Raw genomic sequence first — 17119 nt, 5'->3', positions numbered from 1 at the left:
TCAGCGGCCTCCGGGGTCGGCGATGGCCGCCTGCATGATCTTGCCGGCGATCCGGGCCGCCTCGGCGCTGCCGCCGGACCCCGCCTGCTCCAGCACGACGCAGACGGCGGAGACCGGGTCGCCGTTCTTGTCCAGCGCGAAACCGATGAACCAGCCGTGGTCGGGCCGGTCCGGCGCGGACTGGGCGGTGCCGGTCTTGCCGCCCACCGTGTAGCCATTGATCTTGGCCTGGCCGCCGGTGCCGTTCTCGACCACGCTGACCATCATGTCCCGCAGGTCGGCGGCGACCTGGCCGCTGATCGGCTGGCGCAGCTCCCGCGGGTCTGCGGTGTAGTAGCTGGTGGTGCGGTCCGGGGCGAGCAGCTGCCGGACCAGGTACGGACGCATCTGCTTGCCGTCCTCGCGGGCGACCGACGCGGCGATCAGGGCCCCTTCGAGCGGGGTCATCCGCACGTTGTTCTGCCCGATCGACGACTGGGCCAGCGCCGCCGGGTCGGTGCTGCCGTCCGGGTTCTGCATGTCACCGGTCCGGCTGGCCGCGACGGCCTGCCCGTCCTCGCCGAGCTGACCGACGGTGAGGTCGTCCTGCTCGAAGCCGAACTGGCGGGCCTTCTGCTTGATGACGTCGGCGCCGAGCCGGACGCCGAGCTGCGCGAACCCGGTGTTGCACGACTCGGTCACCGCGCTCATCAGGGTGACCTGCGGCTCGGGGCAGATCGACGAGGCCGCGTTGCGGATCGGGGTGCCCGAGGTCGGCGGGGTCCAGCTCGACCCGGCCGGGATCTGCGTGCCCTTGCCGATCCCGTTCTCCAACGCCGCCGCGGCCACCACGATCTTGAAGGTGGAGCCCGGCGGCAGGGTCTCGGCGAACGCTCGGTTCAGCAGGGGGTTGTTCGGGTCCTGCTCCAGCTGGTTGTACGCCGCCGCGGCCTGGGTGGTGTTGTGGCTGGCCAGGGGGTTGGGGTCGAAGCTGGGCATGGAGACCAGCGCCTGCACCGCTCCGGTGCGCGGGTCGATGGCGATGGCCGCGCCTCGCTTCACGCCCTTCTCGTTGTTGCGCAGCTGCTCGTAGGCCACGTCCTGGGCCCGCTTGGAGAGGGTGAGCAGCACGTTGCCGCCACCGGTCTGGTCACCGGTGAACATGTCCTTGATCCGGTCGCCGAGCAGCTGGTCGCTGGTGCCGGCGAGGAAGTCGTTCTCGGCCCGCTCGATGCCGGTGTCGGCCAGGTTGACCGGCTTGTAGCCGAGCACGTGCGCGTACTTCGCCCCGCCGGGGTAGGTGCGCAGGAACTTCAGCTGGCCGCTGGTCTCCTTGCTGGTGGCCAGGGCGGTGCCGCCGGCCTCGATGTTGCCGCGCTTGCGCTCGTACTCGGCGACCTGGACCCGGCCGTTGTAGTCGCTGGTGCGGTATTCATCGGCCTTGTAGGCCTGGATCCAGTTCAGGTTCGCGAAGAGCAGACCGAACAGGACCATGACGACGACGCCGACGCGGCGCAGGGGTGCGTTCACGGCTTGATCACCTCCGTGGGGGCACCGTGCAGCTGCTCGGGCGGGCCGCCGCGCGACGGCCGCGCCGCCTTGCCACCGCCGGCCCCACCGGTCACCGGCCGGCGGGCGCCGTCGGAGACCCGGAGCAGCACCGCGATCAGCAGCCAGTTGGCCATCAGCGACGAGCCACCGGCGGAGAGGAACGGGGTGGTCTGACCGGTCAGCGGGATGAGCTTGCTGATCCCGCCGACGATCACGAAGACCTGGAGCCCGAGGGTGAAGGCGAGGCCGCCCGCGAGCAGCTTGCCGAACGAGTCCCGCACCGCCAGCGCGGCGCGCAGGCCCCGCTCCACGATCAGCAGGTAGACCACCAGCAGCGCGGAGAGCCCGAAGAGGCCGATCTCCTCACCGATTCCGGCGAAGATGAAGTCGTTCTGCACCTCGGGCAGGATGCCGGGTTGGCCACCGCCCGGCCCGGCGCCGAAGAGCCCGCCGGTGCCCAGGGCGAGCAGACCCTGGACGAGTTGGTAACCCTTGTCGGTCGGGTCGGCGAACGGGTCCAGCCAGATCTGCGCGCGCAGGTAGAAGTTGGCGAACGGCCCGCCGACCATCTCGCCGAGGAAGTAGGCGAGGTAGGCGCCGCCGAAGAAGAGGATCAGACCGATCAGCAGCCAGCTGACCCGTTCGGTGGCGATGTAGAGCGTCACCACGAACATGCCGAAGTAGAGCAGTGAGGTGCCGAGGTCCTTCTCGAAGACCAGCACCAGGAGGCTGATCAGCCAGACCACGACGACCGGGCCGAGGTCGCGTCCGCGCGGGAAGTCGATGCCGAGGAAGCGCCGGCTGGCCAGCGAGAGCACTTCGCGCTTGCGCACCAGGTAGTAGGCGAAGAAGACCAGCAGCGCCAGCTTGGCGAACTCACCCGGCTGGATGGAGAAGCTGCCCACCCGGACCCACAGCTTGGCGCCGTTGATCTCGGAGATGCTGGCCGGCAGCACCGCCGGGATCATCACCAGCACGATGCCGGCCAGGCCCAGGGTGTACGCGTAGCGGGAGACCGACCGGTGGTCGCGCATGATGGCGAGCAGGCCGGCGGCGAGGATCACCGCGGCCAGCGTCCACGCCAGCTGCCGGCCACCGATGCCGGCGAAGATGGCGAGGTCCTCCCGGTCGGCCGGTAGGGCCTCGCCCAGGTCGATCCGGCGCAGGAAGCCCACCCCGAGGCCGTTGAGCAGCGCCACCGCCGGCAGCAGAGCCGGGTCGGCGTACGGGGCCAGGAACCGGATGACCAGGTGCAGGCCGAGGAAGACGGCACCCAGCGCGGCGGCCGGGAACCAGAAGTCCGGGGTGACCGTGTCGAGCATGTTCGCCTCGACGGTCGCCCCGTAGGCGGCCACCAGCACCATGGCCAGCAGCAGCAGTGACAGCTCGGCGTTGCGCCGGGACCGGGCCAGGCGTACGCCGGGCTGCTCGCCCGTGGTGGCGGGCGAGGCTGCCGGTGTGGCCGCTGCGGTCACGGATGGGTCCTCGGAGTAGGGCCGGCGCTCACTCCGGCGACCGGCAGCCGGCCGGGTCGAGCGCCGGCGGAGCCGAGTCGGAGGGCGGGGCGTCGGGCGTGGCGGACGGCTCGGTGCCGGCCACGCTGCTGCTGGCGCTGGGGCTGGGAACACGGCTGCCGGTCGGCGTGGCGGCGGTGGCGCTGCCGCTCGGGCCCGGCGAGGCCACGACGCCGGTCGGCGACGGGCTCTCCGGGCTGACATCGGCGGTCGGGCTCGGCCCGCAGACCGGCTTCAGGTTGGGGTTGCTCGGCGTGTCGCTGGTCAGCTCGGCCAGCCGACGCTCGGCGTCCGGCTCGCTCTTGGCCGGGATGCCCTGCTTGACCTGCTCCTGCGCGGCGAGCGTGAGGTCTTCCAGGTCGGCGGGACTGGTGGAGTGGACGCTGGAGAGGTCCATCCCGGCGATCTGACCCTGTATCCCGCGGAACACGGCCACCTGGCCGTCCTCCGTGGCGCCGACGTAGTACTGCCGCTGGGTGTAGGACCAGCCGGCGAAGAGCCCGCCACCGAGGATGACCAGCAACGCCAGCGCCATCGCGGCGGCCCGGACCGGCCGGTGTCGCCGCCGCTCCGGCTCGTCGTCGTCGGCGGTGGAGCTGGGCTCCTCCGGGGCGGCGGGGCGGGGCGCGGAGAGCGCGGAGGCACGGGCGGCCGGGGTGGAGTCGTCGGCCGAGGTGGCCATTCCCCGGTCCCGGGCCGCCGCACCGCCGACGATCGGCGTCGCCTCGACGATGTCCTGGTCGGTGGCGTCGGCGATGATCACGGTGATGTTGTCCGGGCCGCCGCCGCGCAGCGCGAGCTGCACCAGCCGCTCGACGCACTGCTGCGGGTCGACGTACTCCCGCATCGTCTCCCCGATGGTCTCCGCGCTGACCACGCCGGAGAGCCCGTCGCTGCAGATCAGGTAGCGGTCACCGGGGAGCACCTGGCGGACGGAGTATTCCGGGTCGATGTCCCGGCCGTCGAGCGCCCGGGTCAGCAGCGACCGCTGTGGGTGGCTGCTCGCCTCCTCGGCGCTGATCCGGCCCTCGTCGACCAGCATCTGGACGTACGTGTCGTCCTTGGTGATCTGGGCGAACTCATTGTTGCGGAGCAGGTAGGCCCGCGAGTCGCCGATGTGCACCATGCCGATCTTGCTGCCGGAGAAGAGCGTCGCGGTCAGCGTGGTGCCCATCCCCTCCAGCTGCGGGTTGGCGTCCACCGTGTCGCGGAGTTGTTGGTTGGCGGTGCCGACGGCCGAACGCAGCGCGTCGACGAGAGCGTCCCCCGGGACGTCCTCGTCGAGTGGCGCCATGGCACCGATGACGATGTTGCTGGCGACGTCACCGGCGGCCATGCCGCCCATGCCGTCGGCGACGGCGAGTAGCCGCGGTCCGGCGTAGACGGAGTCTTGATTGCCGTCTCGGATCAGACCGCGGTCGCTGTGGGCCGCATAGCGCAGGGTCAGAGTCATGGCCGTAATTCGAGGGAAGTGCGGCCGATCCGGATCGGCACGCCGAGGGGGACGGGGGTTGGTCCGGTGACCTTAGCGCGATCGAGATAGGTGCCGTTAGTCGAACCGAGGTCCTCGACGAACCATTGCCCGTCGCGCGGCACGAGCCGGGCGTGTCGCGCGGAGGCGTAGTCGTCGGTGATCACGAGGGTGGAGTCCTCCGCCCGACCGATGGTGATCTGCGCTTCACCGAGAGTGATCCGAGTGCCGGCCAGTTGACCGGCGGTCACCACCAGCTGGTGCGCCGCCCTGCCCCGCTTCACCTTCGCCGGCTTGGCCGGCTGGCCCGTCGAGGCGCCGACCGCTCGGGGCGCGGCCACCAGCCGGCCCGAGCGGGCGCCCGCGAAGAGGTCCCGGCGGATGACGCCGACCACCGTGAACACGAAGATCCACAGCAGGATGAGGAACCCGAACCGGGCGACGGTGATGACGAGTTCCGGCAAGGCGGGTCAGCCGTCCACGCGGAAGGTCAGCGTCGTGGTGCCGAGCTGGATCATGTCGCCCGGGTTGAGGGCGACGGCGGAGACCCGCTGGCCGTTGACCATCGTGCCGTTGGTCGAGCCGAGGTCGGTCAGCACGACCTGACCGCCGTCGAAGTCCAGCCGGGCGTGCCGCCGCGAGATGCCGACGTCGGGCAGGCGCAGGTTGGCCTGGTCGCCGCGACCGATGACGGTCGAGCCCATCTGCAGCGGATAGGTGCGCCCGTCGCCGGAGACCAGCCGCACGTTGCGCGTGCCACCGTGTCCGGGCGGTGGGCCGTAGCCGCCGCCCTGGTCATACGCGGGGTAGGCGGGCGGGCCGGCGTCGTAGCCGGGCGCCGAGACCGGGGCGACCTCGCCGCCGGTGTAGACCTCGGCCGTGACCCGGAACATGCCGGTGTCCAGCCCTTCACCGCGCTCGATCTCGACGATCACGTCGCCGTAGACCGTCCAGGCCTGCTCGCCGATGAACTCCGCCTGCGACTGGGCCAGCTCCTGGGCCAGCGCGGCGGCGTACGGCGCCAGACGACTGTGGTCGTAAGGCGAGAGATCGATCACGTAGCGGTTAGGCACCAACGTGCGGCCACCAGCCAGGATGGCCTTGTGCGCCTCGGCCTCCCGCTGCATGGCGTTGAGGATCTCCACGGGGTGGACCACCCCTTTGAAGACCTTGGCGAAGGCCCCTTCGACCAGGCCTTCCAGACGCTTCTCGAAGCGTTGCAGCACGCTCACCGGCTCCTCCTCGGGTCCCGAGGACATGATGGTATCCGGCCGGCGCGCGCGCAGCTCACACGCCGCTCGGCCGGCTGCTCCCGGCCCGTTCGGTTGGGCCGTTCCTGTCGTGCTACTCTTTCGTCCGCCACGAACGGTAACCGGTCGTGGCGATGACCGGGACAGCGTAATATGTTCCGGGCCCCGCCGGAGACGGCGAGGTCAGGGCGGATTACAGTGATCCGGGTCGTGCCACGGGGAAGTGGCGGAATGGCAGACGCGCACGGTTCAGGTCCGTGTGCCCGAAAGGGCGTGGGGGTTCAACTCCCCCCTTCCCCACCACCACACGAGGGCTCCGCAGGTTGCGGAGCCCTCGCGGCATATCGGGACGTATCGGGCGTCACGCTATGCTCCGATGGTTTCTGCCTCCGATTGACCAGGAGTGGCGTGTGAGTGTCGCGTTGGTGACCGGGTCGGGCGGTCTGATCGGCTCCGAGGCGGCTCGGCACTTCGCCAGCCTCGGTCTCGACGTGGTTGGCATCGACAACGACATGCGGCGGTACTTCTTCGGCGAGGATGGCTCGACATCCTGGAGCCTGGAGCGGCTCGGCGCCGACCTGGGCGGGTCGTACACCCATTTCGCGGTGGACATCCGGGACCGGGACGGCCTGGAGCAGATCTTCAAGAAGTACGGCTCGGACATCGCGGTGGTGATCCACAGCGCGGCCCAGCCCAGCCACGACTGGGCGGCCAAGGAGCCGTACACCGACTTCGACGTCAACGCCGGCGGCACGCTCAACATGCTGGAGAACACCCGCCGGCACGCGATCGACGCCCCGTTCATCCACTGCTCGACCAACAAGGTCTACGGCGACCGGCCGAACAGCCTGCCCCTGGTCGAGCTGGAGACCCGGTACGAGCTGCCCGAGGACCACCCGTTCCACCAGGGCATCACCGAGGAGATGTCGATCGACGAGTCGCTGCACTCGGTCTTCGGCGCCTCGAAGGTGGCCGCCGACGTGATGGTCCAGGAGTACGGCCGGTACTTCGACATGAAGACGGCCTGCTTCCGGGGTGGCACGCTGACCGGCCCGGCGCACTCGGCGGCGGAGCTGCACGGCTTCCTGGCCTACCTGATGCGGTGCGTCATGGAGGGCCGGACCTACAACCTCTTCGGCTACAAGGGCAAGATGGTCCGCGACGCGATCCACTCCCGGGACGTGTTGACCGCGTTCGAGGCGTTCTTCCGTGAGCCCCGCTCGGCGCAGGTCTACAACCTGGGCGGTGGCCGGCACTCGAACACCTCGCACATCGAGGCGTTCCGGATCGCCGAGGAGATCGCCGGCCGCGAGGCGCAGATCAACTACGTCGAGCAGGCGCGCACCGGCGACCACCAGTGGTACGTCAGCAGCATGGCCCGGTTCGAGGAGCACTACCCGAACTGGAAGATCACCTACGACGTGCCGATGATCCTGCGGGAGATCTACGAGGCCAACGTCGACAAGTGGGTGTCGCAGCCATGACCACCGGCAGCAAGCGCAACGTGCTCGGCGTCCTGGTCGACGCCACCGACTACGCCGCCGCGACCGAGCAGGTGGTGGCGGCCGCCCAGGACCGCCGTCCGCTGGCGCTGACCGCGCTGGCCGTGCACGGCGTGATGACCGGCGTCCTGGACCGGGCGCACAACGCACGGCTCAACTCCTTCGACGTGGTCACCCCGGACGGGCAGCCGGTGCGCTGGGCGCTCAACCTGCTGCACGGCGCCGGCCTGACCGACCGGGTCTACGGCCCGACGCTGACCCTGCACGTGCTCTCCCGGTTCGCCGACGAGGGCCTGCCGGTCTACCTCTACGGCTCGACCGAGGAGACCCTGGCCCGGCTGATCCCGGCGCTGGAGCGGATGTTCCCGGCCCTCAAGATCGCCGGGGTGGAGCCGTCCAAGTTCCGCGCGGTGCAACCGGGTGAGGACGCCGAGATCGCCGACCGGATCCGGGCCAGTGGCGCCCGGCTCGTCCTGGTCGGGCTCGGCTGCCCGCGCCAGGAGGTCTTCACGTACGCCATGCGGCCGCTGCTCGACATGCCGATGATGGCGGTCGGGGCGGCCTTCGACTACCACGCCGGGCTGCTGCGCCAGCCCCCGCCGTGGATGCAGCGGGTCGGCCTGGAGTGGCTCTGGCGGCTCGGCCTGGAGCCGAAGCGGCTCTGGCGCCGGTACGTGATCCTCAACCCGGCCTACCTCACCCGGATGACGGCCCAGAAGCTCGGCCTGTGGAAGGCCCGGCCGCCGGCGCCGGCCACCGAGCGCCCGGCCACCTTCGCGGTCTGACCCGCCCCGGCACCCGGTCCCGGCCCGCCGCTTCCCGGCGGGCGGCCCGGGCCGGACGGGGCGGGGCCCCTTCCGCGGCGTGTCGGAAGGGGCCCCGGTCGATCCCGGACTCAGAGGTTGAGCGTCCAGGTGTTGATGTAGCCGGTGTCACCCGCGTAGACGTCGCGCACCTGCAGCCGCCAGGTGCCGTTCGCCGCCTCGCTCGAGAGGTTGGCGGTGTACGTGGTGTTCACGTTGTCGGCGCCGTCGAAGTAGCTGCTGTTCTTCAGCCGGTAGGCCGAGCCGTCCGGGGCGACCAGGTCGATCACCAGGTCACCGCGGTAGGTGTGCACGATGTTCACCGCGACCGTGGCGGACGCCGAGGCGTTGCGGTTGCAGCCGGCGATCGTGATCGAGCTGGCCACCGTCGCGCCGGTGTCCGGGATCGCGACGTCGGTGCCGTTGCTGCCGGAGCAGCCACCGCCACCCGAGCCGGTCACGGTCAACGTGTAGCTGGCCGTACGGGTGCCGGCCGCGCCGCTGCCGGTGATCGTCACCGGGTAGCTGCCGGCCGGGGTGCTCGCCGAGGTGGCGATGGTGAGGGTGGACGAGCCGCCCGAGGTCACCGTCGACGGGCTGAACGACGCGGTCGCGCCGGCCGGCAGGCCACTGGCGGAGAGGCTGACCGACTGGGCGGAGCCGGCCGTGGTGGCCGTGCCGACGGTGGCCGTCACCGAACCGCCCGGCGCGGTGGAGCCGGAGGTCGGCGAGACCGAGACCGAGAAGTCGTTGGCCGGCGGGGTGCCGTTGACCACGTAGAGCAGCTGGTTCGGGGTGCCGGTGCCGACGTTGGTCACCACGTTCGGGGTGGAGTTGGTGACCAGGTTGTCCCGCACCTGCTGCGGGCTCCACGACGGGTTGGCCGAGAGCACGAGCGCCGCGGCCCCGGCGACGTGCGGCGACGCCATCGAGGTGCCGCTGATGGTGTTCGTCGCGCCGGTGCCGGTGTACCAGGCCGAGGTGATGTTGACGCCCGGGGCCAGGATGTCGACGCAGGTGCCGAAGTTGGAGAAGCTCGCCGCGGCGTCGTTGTTCTGGGTCGCGCCGACGGTGATCGCCGAGGGCACCCGGGCCGGGGAGTAGTTGCAGGCGTTCTGCCGGACGCCGAGGGCGTTGCCGTTGCCGGCCGCCACCGCGTAGGTGACGCCGGAGTTGATCGAGTTGGTGACCGCCGTGTCGATCGAGCTGTTGGCGGAGCCGCCGAGGCTCATGTTGGCCACCGCCGGCTTGACCGCGTTCGCGGTCACCCAGTCGATGCCGGCGACCACCTGGGCGTTGGTGCCGCTGCCCTGGCAGTTGAGCACCCGGACGCCGACGATCTGGACGCCCTTGGCGACGCCGTACGCGGAGCCGCCGACCGTGCCCGCGACGTGCGTGCCGTGGCCGTTGCAGTCGTCGGCGGAGCCGCCGTCGACCGCGTCGAAGCCGGAGACGGCCCGGCCGCCGAAGTCGTTGTGCCCGTACAGAACGCCGGTGTCGATGACGTAGGCGCGGACGTTGGACGCCGTGTTCGGATAGGTGTACGAGCTGTTCAGCGGCAGGTTCCGCTGGTCGATCCGGTCCAGACCCCAGGACGGCGGGTTGGTCTGGGTGCCGGCGATCGAGACGGTGTGGTTCTGCTCGACGTACGCGACGGCCGGATCGGCGGCGATCCGTGCAGCGGCCTTCGCGCCGACCCGGACCTCGAAGCCGCGCAGCGCCGCCCCGTAGGTGCGGGCCACCGCACCGCCGTGCCGGCCGACCAACCGGTCGGCGTTGTCGCCGACCGCGTTCCGACTGACCGCGGTGTCCTTGAAGACGACGATGTAGCTGTCCGCGACGGCCGTGTCCCCGCCCGCCGCCCGGATCGCTCCGGTCGGTTCGGCGGCCAGGGCGGGCGTGGCGGCGGCCAACATGGTCAGCGTGGCCACCCCGACGAGTACGGATCTGTGGGCAAGACCCATCTTGCTACCTCCCTCCGACCGGCAGCCGCCCGACGCGGGTCCCGCTCAGATCGATGGCGGCCGATCTAGCTGAGCGTAGATCAGGAGAGTGATGAAGATAAACATGTCGAATCTTTCATAACGCGGGACGATGCCCCCTACGGGATGCTGTCCGGGGCGAACGGGGGCTGGGCCCGGATTCGCGCAGCGCCTCGACGGGCAAGAGTGTCCAGCATGGAGAGCTATCTCGTCGCCCTGCTGCCGATCGCCGCCGTGTGGCTGGCCGCCGGCGTGATCGCGGACGGACTGCCCGGGCTGGACCGCGCCTGTGCGCTCCGCCGGCGCGCCGGCTGGCTGCTCATCCTGACCCTCGCCGGCCTGGCGCTGACCGCGACCGTGCTGGCGGCCGGGCTGGTCAGCGCCGGGGACGCCCCGGCCGACCGGGCCGCCGCCGCCCTCGACCTCGCCGGCCTTCCCGCGCTCGTGGTGGCGGTCTGCACCGTACGCCGGGTGCGCCGGCTGTGGGCCGGCGCGGGCGCCTTCGCCACAGCGCCGGAGACCCCCGCGCCACACGGCCTGCGGGCTGCCGCGGCGCATCCGCTGATCGGCCTGCCGTTGCAGGTCACCGGCCTGCTGACGGTGCCGGCGGTGATCGCCGCGAGCGGTGCCGACCGCTTCGCGACGCCGGGTTTCACCGGCCCGGCGATCACCGTCGGCGCGCTCGTCATCCTGGTCTTCGGGGTCCGGCACGCGCTACGGCACAACCGGCTCGCCGAGCGGGCCAGGCCCGCGGAGCCGGCCTCAGCGCGAGCGACCGCCAGTCCCCTGCACGTATAGCAGTTCCAGGATCGCCCGGGTCGCCTCGAACCACCGGTCCAGCCAGCCCGGCGGCGGCACGCTGCCCTTCGGCGGCAACTCCATCAGCAGGCCGCGCAGCAGCGGGTGGTCGACCAGCGAGTCACCGGGCTCCGCCGGCCAGCCGGCCGGCGGGAACGACGGCTCGGTGAGCGGGTTCGGGTCCAGCGACGGCAGCGACAGCGGCGGACCGGCCTGCTCGGGGGCCGGCGCCTCCCGAGCGCCAAGCTCGGAATCGCTCGAGACCACCTCGGTCAGCACCGTGTCCCGACGCGCCCCGCGGTACTTACCACCGAACCGCTCCGGCTTCCCGGGACCGTTGGTGAGGTTGTCTGACCCGATCGTCGTCATCCGTCTCGCCTGCCTCGCTCGGTTGCGGATCCCTGCGGCGGGTTGTCGACCAGCGCCGTACCGACGGGTTCAACGAGGCGGAACGGAAGTGGCGACGGGATTCCCGGCGGATCCTGCTCCACCAGCCGGCCGGCGGGTGGTACGCGGTTCCCCGACCGGCGCGCGGGAAGGGCGGGTCCCGCCCGGCCACCCACCGGACGGGGACCCGCCCGTCATCCACTGCCCGACGGCTCTCAGGCCGGGCTGAACCCGCCGCCCCTGGTACCGGCGACGAAGGCGCGCCACTCACCCGGAGCGAAGATCAGGGCGGGCCCGGTCTTGTCCTTGGAGTCCCGCACCCCGACCGCGCCGGTCGCGTACGCCACCTCCACGCAGTTGTCACAGTTCGGCCCGCTCTTCGAGCTCTTGAACCACGTTGCCTGCGTCAGGTCCACGGGGAACCTCTTGGTCGCCATTTCCACAACGGCTCCTCTGCCAGTTTCGCGATGTGTGCGACGGACTCCTCCGGACGAATGGCCGCTGCTCGAATGTGATCGAAGATGAAGCTGTACTTCTGTAGCTCGTCACTCTTCTCGAGGAAGAGCCCACCCGTGGCGTTCTCCGCGTACACGACATCCGGATCACCGGGCTCGGGGAAGCTGAGGATCGTGAAGGTCCCGTCCATGCCGGCGTGCGCCCCCACCTCGAACGGCAGGATCTGGAGCGTCACGTTCGGAAGTTCGGCCACCTCGACCAGCCGCTTGAGCTGGCCACGCATCACTTCGTCCCCGCCCACCGGACGGCTTACCACCGCCTCATCGAGCACCACCCACAAATCGACCGGATCGTCCTGAGTCAGCAACGACTGTCGACCGAGGCGGACACGGACACGTTGTGCGACCTGGTCCGGGGTGAAGTCCGGCCGGGCCGCGCGGATCATCGCGCTGGCGTACTCCTCGGTCTCCAACAGGCCCGGTACCACCTGCTGCTCGTAGGCCCGGATGGAACTCGCCGCCGCCTCCAGCCCGACGTACGCCCCGACCAGGACCGTGCTGTACGGGTGCCACCAGCCCTTCTGCCGGGCCTCCCGGGCGATCTGGACCAGCTCGTCGCTCTCGACGCCGACCACCCCGTAGATCCGCAGCATGTCCCGGACGTCGCGTGGGGTGGCCGTGGTGTGGCCGGTCTCGATCCGGGAGATCTTGGAGGCCGAGCACTCCAACTGCTCGGCGACGACCTCGATGGTGATGCCCGCCGACTCGCGCTGCCGACGCAGCTCCGCACCGAGCCGGCGCCGCCGGATGGTCGGACTGCGCCGCTCACTCACCTGTCCACCTCGGCCCACGCCTCACTCACAGGTGCCACCTCGGAATGCTGGCTGCTCGCCCTCACCCGGCCTACCTCCGGTCGACGCGCCGAATGCTCGCGCCCGCCGGGGCGCGACCCTGGGACGGCGGGCGTTCGCGGCGGGGTGGTGCCGGTCCTCGGCCGGCCGCGACGGGCGAAACCGTCCCTCAGTGTGCCGTCCGGACGCCGACCGCTTCAAGCGTCGATTTGCGGGGGGCACTCACGTATCGGCAAATCTCGACGTGCAACTTGCATGTGGCACCTCGCTGGTGCACTCTGTCCGTATGACGCGAGTTACTCACCGTCTCCGTTCGATCCCCGCTGGTGATCATTGCAGCTGGTGGGGGTCGGGGGATGTCGGCGAGGCGACAGAGACCGCCAGACCTGCTCCGGAGTGATGACCCCGCCGCTGCATGTCAGTTGGCTGCGGCGGCGGGCGCGAAAACCGGAGCAGCCGGGTGATGGTCGGGTGGCGGCACGCCACCAGCGGGTACGGCCCGACCACCACCGACCGCACCACACCGGTGGACGAGGCACGACCCCGTTGACCGGCCGAGACGTCCCCCGATCAGATTCGCCGGCGCCTCCGCCGGCCGTCCCTCTCCAGGAGCCCATGTGCTTCCCCGCTCTGGTGACGTACTGCACGTGACTCGCGCGGCGAGTGTCCAGTTCTTCCGGCCCATCATGTTTCGAGTGATCCGGGTGCTCGAGTGGCCGACCTACGACGGTTGGCTGTGGCTTGACGGCTACGAGTTGAACGCGGCGGGGGACGCGGTCAACCGGCGGTCGATCTACGTACAGCGGCAGGGGCTGCGGCAGCTGCGGGCCGCGCCGGAGCCGCGCCCGCACACCGTACGACCGCGCCGGCCGGTCGCCCGCACTCCGGTCCGGGTTGGCTGACCAGCCGAAACCACCGATGGTGGGCGTGCCGCCGCCATAGAATCGAGGCACGCCCACCCCGGCACGTTCCACCCCGCGCGTCCAGGACCCCGACCCTGGGATGGTCATGGTCAATCTGCCCGCCGCGCGGCGGCACCACCGCTTCCGTATCGGCTACGCCTTCGGGCTCCTGGCGCTCTTCGGCGCCGCGACCACGATGGTGGTCGTGATCCGCGACCCCGCTCTCTCCGCCACCCACCTACCGGAGCCGGTCCCGGCGCCGGAGATCACCGTGATCGGGGAGGGCGGCCCGCCCGACGTGGCGGACGAACCAGGCTGGGCCGGCGCCGCCGATCCGGCCGCAGACCCGTACGCCGGAACGGATCGGGAAGCCGGCACCGAGGACGGCACCGGGACCGACGGCGACTCCGGATCCGGCGCGGGCGCGCTTGCCGGCCAGACCGGCTCCGTCACCGGCCAGCACTCGGCGGAGGACATCCGCCGCTCGCTGTTCTGGTCCGGCATCATCGGGCTGACCATCTCGCTGGCCGGGCTCGGCCTGGTCAGCACCAGACGACGAATGTGGTGACGGCCGGCCGCGATCAGGGTGTGGCCGTTACCGTCGGGCTCGGCGTGGGCGGTTCCACGGTCTCCGACGATTCGGCCTCGGAGACCAGGAGCACGACCTCGTCGTCCTCGGAGACCAGCTCACCCGCCCCCGGCTCGGTGCCGATCACCCGTCCCGGTGGCAGCTCCGACGGGCGGAATTCCACCCGGTAGCTCAACCCGAGCCCGTCCAGCAGCGCCTCCGCGGTCACCTGGGGCAGCCCGGTCACGGGTGGCACCGGCACCCCGGCCGCCTCGGTGGTCGGCGGCGCGCTGCTCGGTGCCTCGCTGGTCGGTGCGGCCGAGGTCGGGGCCGCGCTGGTCCGCACCGCGGTGGTCAACACGGGGGACGGGGACGGCTCCGGGCCGGTCCGGTCGTCGTCCGCGTTGAGCACCAGCCACAGCGCGGTACCGAGCAGCGCGACCAGCAGCAACGTCAGGACACCCCAGAGGATCGGCAGCCACCAGCGGCGGCCGCCCTGATCTTCGGCGTACCAGTCGCCGGTCTGCTCCCGGTAGTCGGCCGGTCGGGGCGGCGGCACCTCGGCCCGCCCGGACCACGGCGCCGCCCGCTCCGGGGGCAGCGCGGCGGTCGGGTCCACCGGCCGACCCAGCGGAGCCGTCGCCTCCGGTGCGCCAGGCTGGGGCGGCCTCCCGCCGGACTCGTTCGACCCGGCCCGCTCCGCCGGCAACCGCTGGGTGAGGTCGGCCGGCTCCGCGTTGTCTCGCGGCAGTGGCCGGGTCTGGTCGTCGTCGGGCTCCCCGGTGGGCGGCTGCTGGCGGTCGTCGCTCATCGCACGTCCTTTCCCGAACCGGGCGGGCGTCCTGGCCCTCGACCGCCAACCTAACGGTCCGCGCGGCCGTCGGCCGGGATCAGCGTGCCGACCCGCCCGGCACCCGCCCGTCCGGTCAGGGTGCCGGCGAACCGCTCGGCGAGCCGTCCGGCTGCGCCCCGCAGAAGACCTGGACCGTGTCGTTCCAGCGCGCCACGGCGTCCGCCGCCGGTTCCTGCCGCTGGATGGTGCCGCTGCGGCCGGTCGGGTAGCGCGGGAACAAACCTTCCTCGCCCAACTCCTCGGCCGCCTCGGAGCAGTCGTCGCCGACGAGGTCCGGCACGGTGCTGGTCGGCGCCGGTCCGCTGACGTAGAGGGTCACGGTCGTACCCCGCTTCACCGCGGCGCCGACCGCCGGCTCGGTCCGCTCGACGGTACGACCGGCACCGGTGCCGAAGACCAGCCGCCAGCTCAACCGCCGCTCGTGCAGCTCGTCCCGGGCGTCCTCGAAGTCGGTGCCGATCACCGGCGGCACGGTCAGCCCGGAACCGGTGGACGCCGAGGTGCGGGGGGCGGACGGCGTGCTGCGGGTGGCCGTCGGCCGCGGCGCCGTCGGAGAGCTGGAACCGGCGGTCGGGCTGGTCGCCGCCGCCGGCCCCTCGGGGGGTACGTCGTCCTCGCCGGCCAGCAGCCAGCCCCCCGTCGCGCCGAGCGCGGCCAGCAGCACCGCGGCCAGTCCGCCACCCAGCACCACGGCCATCCGACCGGGGCGGCCGTCGCCGTCGCCCGGGGAGAACTGTCCGCCCGTGTTCCCGTCCGTCACACCGCCACCGCCTCCGTCACCGGCGACCGTACCGGTCCCCGCCAAAGCCGACGCCACCACTGTCGAACCGCGCCGTCGCCGACGACTCGCCCCGGCGACGACGGGACGTTACGCTCCCCGGCATGGCCAGACGCGGCTGGGGAGGATCGATCGCGACCGCGGTCGGGGTTGCTGCCGGTACCGGCGCAGCCCAACTGGGCTTCGGCTACGGGTTGGGCATCATCAACTGGGCGCCGGCCGATTCCGGCGCGGCGCCGGCGGCCTGGGTCGCCAGCCTGATCTGGGCCACCTGGATCGCCGCCACCTCGACCGTGCTCGGCGCGGTGTGCGCGCACCGGCTCCACGAGCGCTCCGCCGTCCCGGCGGCGACCGACGGGATCCGATCGGCACCCGACGCGCCCGGCGAGGCGCCGCTCGACCCGTCGGGTCGGGACGTTCTGCCGGTCGACGAGGCCGGGAAGCACCCGAGGCCGGCCGCCGCGCCGGTGGCGGACACCACCCGGGGCGGCGGACTGTGGCACGTCGGCCTCGCGGTCGCCGCCGGCCTCGGCGCCCTGATCACCGTCCTGCTGGTCGCGGTGCCGGCCCGGGTCGCGGCCGCTCCGGACACCGCGACCCCGCAGCGCGTCGCTGCCGGCTACGCGGCGATCGGGGTGCTGCTCGGCGTGCTCGCCGCGCTCTGGGCGCTCCGCTCGCGCGCCGCCGCCACCAACATGATCGCGACCGTGGCCTGGCTCTGGCTGCTCGCCGTGGTCGCCGTGGTCGACGGGGTGCTCTCCGGCCGTGGGCTGGCCAGCGCACAGCTCGGCATCTGGCAGATCAGCTCGGACCGGCCCGGGTTCTGGATCCGGGACTACCTCTACTGGCCCGGCGCGCTGCTCTCGCTCGGCTCCGCGCTGGTGATCGGTGTGCTCGCCGCCCGGCGGGCGGCCCGGTCCGCGCAGCGCCGGGTCGGCGCGACGACCTCCGGCGCGGCCGGGCCGTTGCTGGTCGCGGTCGGCTACCTGCTGGCCGTGCCCCGGCTCTCGGCGATCAGCCCGGAGCAGGTGTCGGCGCACCTCATCGCGCCGTACGCGGTGATCGTGGGGATGGGCGGATCGGTGCTGCTGGCCACCCTCGCCCAGCGCGCCGACCGGCGGTCGGCGACGCGCAGCCAGCCGGTGGCTGAGCCCGCGGCCGCAGTCACCGACCCGACGCCGCCCGCCGGGCCGGACGCCGGCGAGGCGGAGCCGTCGACCGGACAGCTCGGGCCGGGCGCGGCCGAGAAGACCGCGGCGACCCCTGGGCGATCGGGCGACGGGGACCAGCCGGCGGCGGTGCCATCCGTGGCCCCGGCCGGTGTTCCTCGGGTGCCCGCGCCCCGGACCGGGGAGGCGGACCGACTCGACCCGGTCGGTGCGGACGACGCGGCACCGGGTCTGACCCCGCCGAAACCGGCCGGCCGCCGCAGCCGGCCACCGCGCAGGACGAGCTGACGTCGGCTCGGCCGGGGC

17 protein-coding genes and 1 tRNA gene are annotated in these 17119 nt (G+C 72.2%); 7 read left to right on the top strand and 11 right to left on the bottom strand.

Annotated features, from left to right (window positions below):
- Genes ACIP9D_RS05365 through ACIP9D_RS05345 form a run of 5 tightly spaced genes read right to left on the bottom strand, consistent with a single transcriptional unit; the run spans position 1 to position 5774 of the window.
- On the bottom strand, positions 1-1509 hold the full coding sequence (locus tag ACIP9D_RS05365) for a penicillin-binding protein 2 (RefSeq protein ID WP_350868561.1): 1509 nt from the start codon (positions 1507-1509) through the stop codon (positions 1-3).
- Positions 1506-3005, bottom strand: a complete 1500-nt coding sequence (locus tag ACIP9D_RS05360) for an FtsW/RodA/SpoVE family cell cycle protein (protein WP_350868563.1) — start codon at positions 3003-3005, stop codon at positions 1506-1508. Before ACIP9D_RS05360 ends, ACIP9D_RS05365 begins: the two co-directional genes overlap by 4 nt.
- Positions 3006-3033: 28 nt before the next feature.
- On the bottom strand, positions 3034-4497 hold the full coding sequence (locus ACIP9D_RS05355) for a PP2C family serine/threonine-protein phosphatase (RefSeq protein WP_350868565.1): 1464 nt from the start codon (positions 4495-4497) through the stop codon (positions 3034-3036).
- Complete coding sequence (locus tag ACIP9D_RS05350) at positions 4494-4979, bottom strand: FHA domain-containing protein (RefSeq protein WP_088996760.1); 486 nt, start codon at positions 4977-4979, stop codon at positions 4494-4496. Before ACIP9D_RS05350 ends, ACIP9D_RS05355 begins: the two co-directional genes overlap by 4 nt.
- Before the next feature lie 6 nt (positions 4980-4985).
- Positions 4986-5774 (bottom strand): DUF3662 and FHA domain-containing protein, encoded by a 789-nt coding sequence (locus ACIP9D_RS05345; protein ID WP_350868567.1) that lies wholly within the window; start codon positions 5772-5774, stop codon positions 4986-4988.
- A 208-nt stretch (positions 5775-5982) separates the two neighbouring features.
- Between ACIP9D_RS05345 and ACIP9D_RS05340 the strand changes: the two genes are divergently transcribed.
- The 3 genes from ACIP9D_RS05340 (at position 5983) to ACIP9D_RS05330 (ending at position 8052) form a co-directional block, all read left to right on the top strand.
- Positions 5983-6068, top strand: a tRNA-Leu gene (locus ACIP9D_RS05340).
- 65 nt (positions 6069-6133) lie between these two features.
- Complete coding sequence (locus ACIP9D_RS05335; RefSeq protein WP_350868568.1) at positions 6134-7249, top strand: NAD-dependent epimerase/dehydratase family protein; 1116 nt, start codon at positions 6134-6136, stop codon at positions 7247-7249.
- Entirely contained in the window at positions 7246-8052 is an 807-nt protein-coding gene (locus ACIP9D_RS05330; RefSeq protein WP_350868570.1) for a WecB/TagA/CpsF family glycosyltransferase, read from the top strand. Before ACIP9D_RS05335 ends, ACIP9D_RS05330 begins: the two co-directional genes overlap by 4 nt.
- 110 nt (positions 8053-8162) lie before the next feature.
- Here the strand turns inward: ACIP9D_RS05330 and ACIP9D_RS05325 are convergent, their stop codons facing one another.
- Entirely contained in the window at positions 8163-10034 is a 1872-nt protein-coding gene (locus tag ACIP9D_RS05325; RefSeq protein ID WP_350868572.1) for a S8 family serine peptidase, read from the bottom strand.
- A 213-nt stretch (positions 10035-10247) separates the two neighbouring features.
- Between ACIP9D_RS05325 and ACIP9D_RS05320 the strand changes: the two genes are divergently transcribed.
- Positions 10248-10850: a hypothetical protein gene (locus ACIP9D_RS05320; protein WP_350868574.1), complete on the top strand. Its 603-nt coding sequence runs from the start codon at positions 10248-10250 to the stop codon at positions 10848-10850.
- Here ACIP9D_RS05320 and ACIP9D_RS05315 read toward each other — a convergent pair.
- From ACIP9D_RS05315 to ACIP9D_RS05305, 3 genes are all read right to left on the bottom strand, one after another.
- Positions 10815-11219 (bottom strand): hypothetical protein, encoded by a 405-nt coding sequence (locus tag ACIP9D_RS05315; protein WP_350868575.1) that lies wholly within the window; start codon positions 11217-11219, stop codon positions 10815-10817. The two genes, ACIP9D_RS05320 and ACIP9D_RS05315, sit on opposite strands and share 36 nt — an antisense overlap.
- 233 nt (positions 11220-11452) lie before the next feature.
- On the bottom strand, positions 11453-11674 hold the full coding sequence (locus ACIP9D_RS05310; protein ID WP_350868577.1) for a DUF397 domain-containing protein: 222 nt from the start codon (positions 11672-11674) through the stop codon (positions 11453-11455).
- On the bottom strand, positions 11644-12525 hold the full coding sequence (locus ACIP9D_RS05305; protein ID WP_350868579.1) for a helix-turn-helix transcriptional regulator: 882 nt from the start codon (positions 12523-12525) through the stop codon (positions 11644-11646). Before ACIP9D_RS05305 ends, ACIP9D_RS05310 begins: the two co-directional genes overlap by 31 nt.
- A 635-nt stretch (positions 12526-13160) precedes the next feature.
- Between ACIP9D_RS05305 and ACIP9D_RS05300 the strand changes: the two genes are divergently transcribed.
- A complete protein-coding gene (locus ACIP9D_RS05300; protein ID WP_350868581.1) occupies positions 13161-13445 on the top strand; it encodes a hypothetical protein in 285 nt (94 codons plus the stop codon).
- A gap of 100 nt (positions 13446-13545) precedes the next feature.
- Entirely contained in the window at positions 13546-14013 is a 468-nt protein-coding gene (locus ACIP9D_RS05295; protein WP_350868583.1) for a hypothetical protein, read from the top strand.
- Between the two features lie 13 nt (positions 14014-14026).
- On the opposite strand, the gene ACIP9D_RS05290 is transcribed toward ACIP9D_RS05295, so the two are convergent.
- Together ACIP9D_RS05290 and ACIP9D_RS05285 are read right to left on the bottom strand one after the other, a co-directional pair.
- Positions 14027-14824, bottom strand: a complete 798-nt coding sequence (locus ACIP9D_RS05290) for a PASTA domain-containing protein (RefSeq protein ID WP_350868584.1) — start codon at positions 14822-14824, stop codon at positions 14027-14029.
- A 115-nt stretch (positions 14825-14939) separates the two neighbouring features.
- Positions 14940-15626 (bottom strand): PASTA domain-containing protein, encoded by a 687-nt coding sequence (locus ACIP9D_RS05285; protein WP_350868586.1) that lies wholly within the window; start codon positions 15624-15626, stop codon positions 14940-14942.
- Between the two features lie 122 nt (positions 15627-15748).
- Here ACIP9D_RS05285 and ACIP9D_RS05280 point away from each other — a divergent pair, with 122 nt between their 5' ends.
- Positions 15749-17101 carry a hypothetical protein gene (locus tag ACIP9D_RS05280; RefSeq protein ID WP_350868588.1) on the top strand — a complete coding sequence of 451 codons (1353 nt, stop codon included), beginning with the start codon at positions 15749-15751 and terminating at the stop codon, positions 17099-17101.
- The last annotated feature ends 18 nt before the right edge of the window (positions 17102-17119 follow it).

This window comes from Micromonospora sp. NPDC093243 (assembly GCF_044753725.1).
Taxonomy (GTDB): domain Bacteria; phylum Actinomycetota; class Actinomycetes; order Mycobacteriales; family Micromonosporaceae; genus Micromonospora.
This window is presented reverse-complemented; position numbering and strand designations above follow the sequence as displayed.